The following is a 3,865-nucleotide window of genomic DNA, read 5'->3' on the forward strand; positions in this document are numbered from 1 at the left end:
AGTTGGTATAACAAAGTAGAATAATAGCCGAGCATCATGAGGCTAGCCATCAACTAGCAAGCAAAAATATATGGAATATTATGGAACCGATCGCCATTCTCGATAAAGTTTCGTATATCTATCCCAATACCAAGGAGAGGGTCTTAAAGGATATTTCTTTAACGATTAGAAAGGGGGAATTTTTAGGGATTGTGGGCGCGACTGGGGCAGGAAAAACGACTCTATGTCTTGCTCTTACGGGAATCGTTCCCCAATTTTATGGAGGTCGCTTTTTTGGGAATATCGCGATCGCGGGTTTAGATAGCCTCGAACATCCTGTCAGCGAGTTAGCTCGTCATGTGGGGATCGTCTTTGAAGATCCTGAAGTGCAGATTACCGCCACCTCGGTCGAAAACGAAATCGCCTTTGCCCTCGAAAATCTCTGCGTGCCTCGTGCCGAGATCCTCCAGCGGATTCCCCATGTTCTCGCATCGGTACGTCTCGCAGGATTTGAAAAAAAGAATCCTCAAGAACTCTCAGGTGGTCAAAAACAACGTCTAGCGATCGCGGCGGCGCTAGCATTAAAACCCGCTCTACTCATCCTTGACGAACCCACTTCCCAACTCGATCCCATCGGAGCGCAGGAAGTTTTTGCTACCGTTAAGGCATTAAAAGACGAACTGGGCATGGCGATTGTCATGGTCTCCCATGCTGCTGAGGAAATGGCAGAATTTTGCGATCGCCTTGCTTTGCTCTCAGAGGGGCAATTGGTAGCCATCGGGACTCCCGCCGAAATCTATGCACAGGTCGATCTGCTCGAACAAAATCAACTACGTCCACCTGAAGTAGCACAGGCATTTAGCCAAATTCAGCAAAAGGGAATTGCGATCCCTAACATTCCTGTTACCTTGTCATCGGGAATTAATGCGATCGCAGGATTGCGATCGCACCTTCAGCCCACTGTGCCCCCGATATTTACGCCCCCATTCCCCAAAAGTAACAGCCCCATTCTCTCAGTCCAAAATCTATACCATACCTATGCTGACGGAACGGAAGCCATCAAAAATGTTTCCCTCGATATCCAGCAAGGCGAATATGTATTGATCGTCGGGCAGAATGGAGCGGGCAAAAGTACCTTAGTAAAGCATTTTCTCAATCTACTGCAACCAACATCGGGCAAGGTGTTAGTCGGCGATCGCTCCACGCAAGCTTTATCGGTGAGTGATCTCGCGCAGTCCATCGGCTATCTCGCCCAAAATCCTGACAATCAAATTTTTAATACTTCCGTTGAGAAAGAAGTTGCTTTCGCCTTGCCTTTTCTTGGGTATACAAGCGAGCGCATCCAGCAAGAAACCGAACGCAGCCTCAAGGCAATGCAACTATGGGAACACCGTCAAGCCCATCCATTGTCTTTACCCAAGGGAGAGCGGGGAAGGATCGTCATTGCCGCTTTATTGGCGATGAATCCTGAGATCATTATTTTTGACGAACCAACCACAGGACAAGACTATCAGGGAGCTGCATCGATCCTAGAGGTCAGTCGGCAATTGCACCAAATGGGCAAAACGGTAATTGTCATCACCCACCATTTATACCTCATGCCTGAATATGCCGATCGCGCGATCGTGATGGGCAAAGGAACGCTGCTACTGGATGCCCCATTGCGCCAAGCCTACCATCAAACGGATCTATTAAAGTCCACCTATCTCACGCCACCGCAATCTGTCGTGCTATCACAAAAACTTAGTGAAATTAGCGATCGGGAATATAACTCAATTACCGCGACAGAATTCGCAAATTATTTTAGATAAGGTTGTACCGCCTGCGTAGCAGGCGGTACAACCTTATCTAATTTTAGTTTTTAATTATGCTGAACTACTTATACCAATTCACTGAAGTAAGACAACACTTGAATAAATTTAAAAACAGACCATGAAACTACAAACCGTTCAGTATGATTCGCTCTTTACGCGCCTAGATTTTCGATCAAAGCTATTAATGATGCTCACCGTGACTATCCTTGCCTTTCTTTGGGAAAGCCCGATCGCTGGTGGTATTTTGATGCTGAGCATGATAATTTCCTGCTTGTTTGCTGGAGTCAAGCTTAATTATTTAGGGGGAGTTTTTAAATTGATGATTCCTTTTTATATTTTCTTGATTTTGAGCATGGGCTTTTTTAATGTGGAGCAGGTTAAGTTACTGGCGCATAAAACTGAATTAACGACTTTAGTAAGTCTACCTAATGCATGGTGGTTAATTGGCGGGGCAAAAATGAGTTGGGAAGGAACTCTCTATGGCTTGAATATCGTTTTTAAAACCTTGACAATGATTTTGGTAATACCACTAGCAATTTTTACTACCGATGTCAATCAAATGACAGTAGGCATGGTAAGAGCAAAAATCCCTTACAAAATAGTATTTATATTCTCGTCAACCTTACGATTTGTACCGCTTTTACTCGCAGAATCCCAGTCCATTATCGAATCACAACGATTACGGGGTTTAAACTTTGAGAAAATGGGATGGCTGCAAAAAGGGCGTGTGTATGCCAAGATTGCGATTCCTTTGATTTTAAATTCTCTCTCAAAGTCCCAAAAATTAGAGATCGTGCTGCAATCCAAAGCTTTTTCAGGGAGTTCCCAACGTACCTATCTCCATGAGTCTGCCTTAAAAACTGCCGATCGCCTACTGATGATTGCTTCCAGCTTGTTATTCGTCATGGCGATCGCCTTATATTTTGGCTTAGGTATTGGTAAATTTGCATGGTTACTCTATCCCTAGGGACAGAGAATTTGCGTCAATAAGAGAATGGTGGTGCTTCGCACCACCATTCTCTTATTGAAATACCCTTGGCAACAGCTACTTAGTCATTTATTAACGTTTCTTGAGATGGATTTTTGGTTGAATGATTTGATTGCCCAAATAATCATGCCAAAGGCTATACAGCAGGACAGAGCAACTAAGTTTTCTTGGATATGGGGAGAAATAAATACGATAAAGCCCTTATCTTTAATTAAAGCGGAGAAACTAGACACACAAAATGGCATGAGATATAACCTGAAAGTCTGCCAAGTATCTCGTTGATTCGCTCCATTAGAAGAGATGCTGAGCATCAACCCCGTTCCTATTACCGCACTGATTCCAATGGAATTACTCCAGATCTTCGGGGAAGGATCAAAATAGAAAGAGACAATGACAACGTACCAGATTAGGTAGCACCAAAGTACTGACTTATCTAATTGGATTTCCGAAAAGTATTGAATCAGTTCTTTCATGGCTTTTCATTTATTTAAATTGAGATCGGGCTCTTGCGGAATTCATTACTTATTTGGTGATCGCAACTAACTGATAGCCTGCGGCAGCAGGCGCTACCACCGAAATAAAAATCAATGGCTCATCGCTGTTGTTAAAGACTCCATGCACACAATTAGGATAGGCAACTACCACATCCCCCGCGAGAATAGTCTTAGTATTACCAGATGTATCCAGATAATATTCACCCTTTCCCTGCAAAATCGTCCATGTATCCTGTCCGTTGGGGTGAATATGGGGAGAGATCTCTTGATTTGGCTGGATATACCAAGCGACGATCGCAGCCTCAGGAGATTCTGTGATAACCGAACGAATTGGTTCGCGATCGGTGGGTTGAAAAAATTCAGAACTCTGGAAAATTCTTGGGTGGCTCATTCTTGATTTCGAGGTCACTGATTGCTGAAAGCATTTGAATTATGGCATTGGGCTTGTGAGCAAACTGTTTCAGCAATCACTAAGTATAGCTGCCGCCAGTTTTGTTAGGACAAAATCAAAACCCCAAAGAGAGTTGCCGCGCGGAGCGCGGCAACTCTCTTTGGGGTTTTATGTCCTGATACAGTTGGCGGCAGCTATA

Annotated in this window: 4 protein-coding genes; 2 read left to right on the forward strand and 2 right to left on the reverse strand. The window is 44.0% G+C overall.

Features of this window, described 5'->3' with window-relative positions:
- The first annotated feature begins 80 nt into the window (after window positions 1–80).
- On the forward strand, window positions 81–1,790 hold the full coding sequence (locus AC805_RS09645; protein ID WP_055075233.1) for an ABC transporter ATP-binding protein: 1,710 nt from the start codon (window positions 81–83) through the stop codon (window positions 1,788–1,790).
- A gap of 121 nt (window positions 1,791–1,911) precedes the next feature.
- Window positions 1,912–2,760: an energy-coupling factor transporter transmembrane protein EcfT gene (locus AC805_RS09650; RefSeq protein WP_055075234.1), complete on the forward strand. Its 849-nt coding sequence runs from the start codon at window positions 1,912–1,914 to the stop codon at window positions 2,758–2,760.
- A gap of 86 nt (window positions 2,761–2,846) precedes the next feature.
- Here AC805_RS09650 and AC805_RS24625 read toward each other — a convergent pair whose 3' ends face one another.
- On the reverse strand, window positions 2,847–3,254 hold the full coding sequence (locus tag AC805_RS24625) for a hypothetical protein (protein ID WP_072143576.1): 408 nt from the start codon (window positions 3,252–3,254) through the stop codon (window positions 2,847–2,849).
- A 49-nt stretch (window positions 3,255–3,303) separates the two neighbouring features.
- The gene (locus AC805_RS09660; protein WP_055075236.1) at window positions 3,304–3,666 is read right to left on the reverse strand and encodes a cupin domain-containing protein; all 363 of its coding nucleotides are present in this window, start codon (window positions 3,664–3,666) and stop codon (window positions 3,304–3,306) included.
- Window positions 3,667–3,865: the final 199 nt, after the last annotated feature.

The sequence above is a fragment of the Pseudanabaena sp. 'Roaring Creek' genome (assembly GCF_001402795.1).
In the GTDB taxonomy this organism is placed as follows: Bacteria; Cyanobacteriota; Cyanobacteriia; order Pseudanabaenales; family Pseudanabaenaceae; genus Pseudanabaena.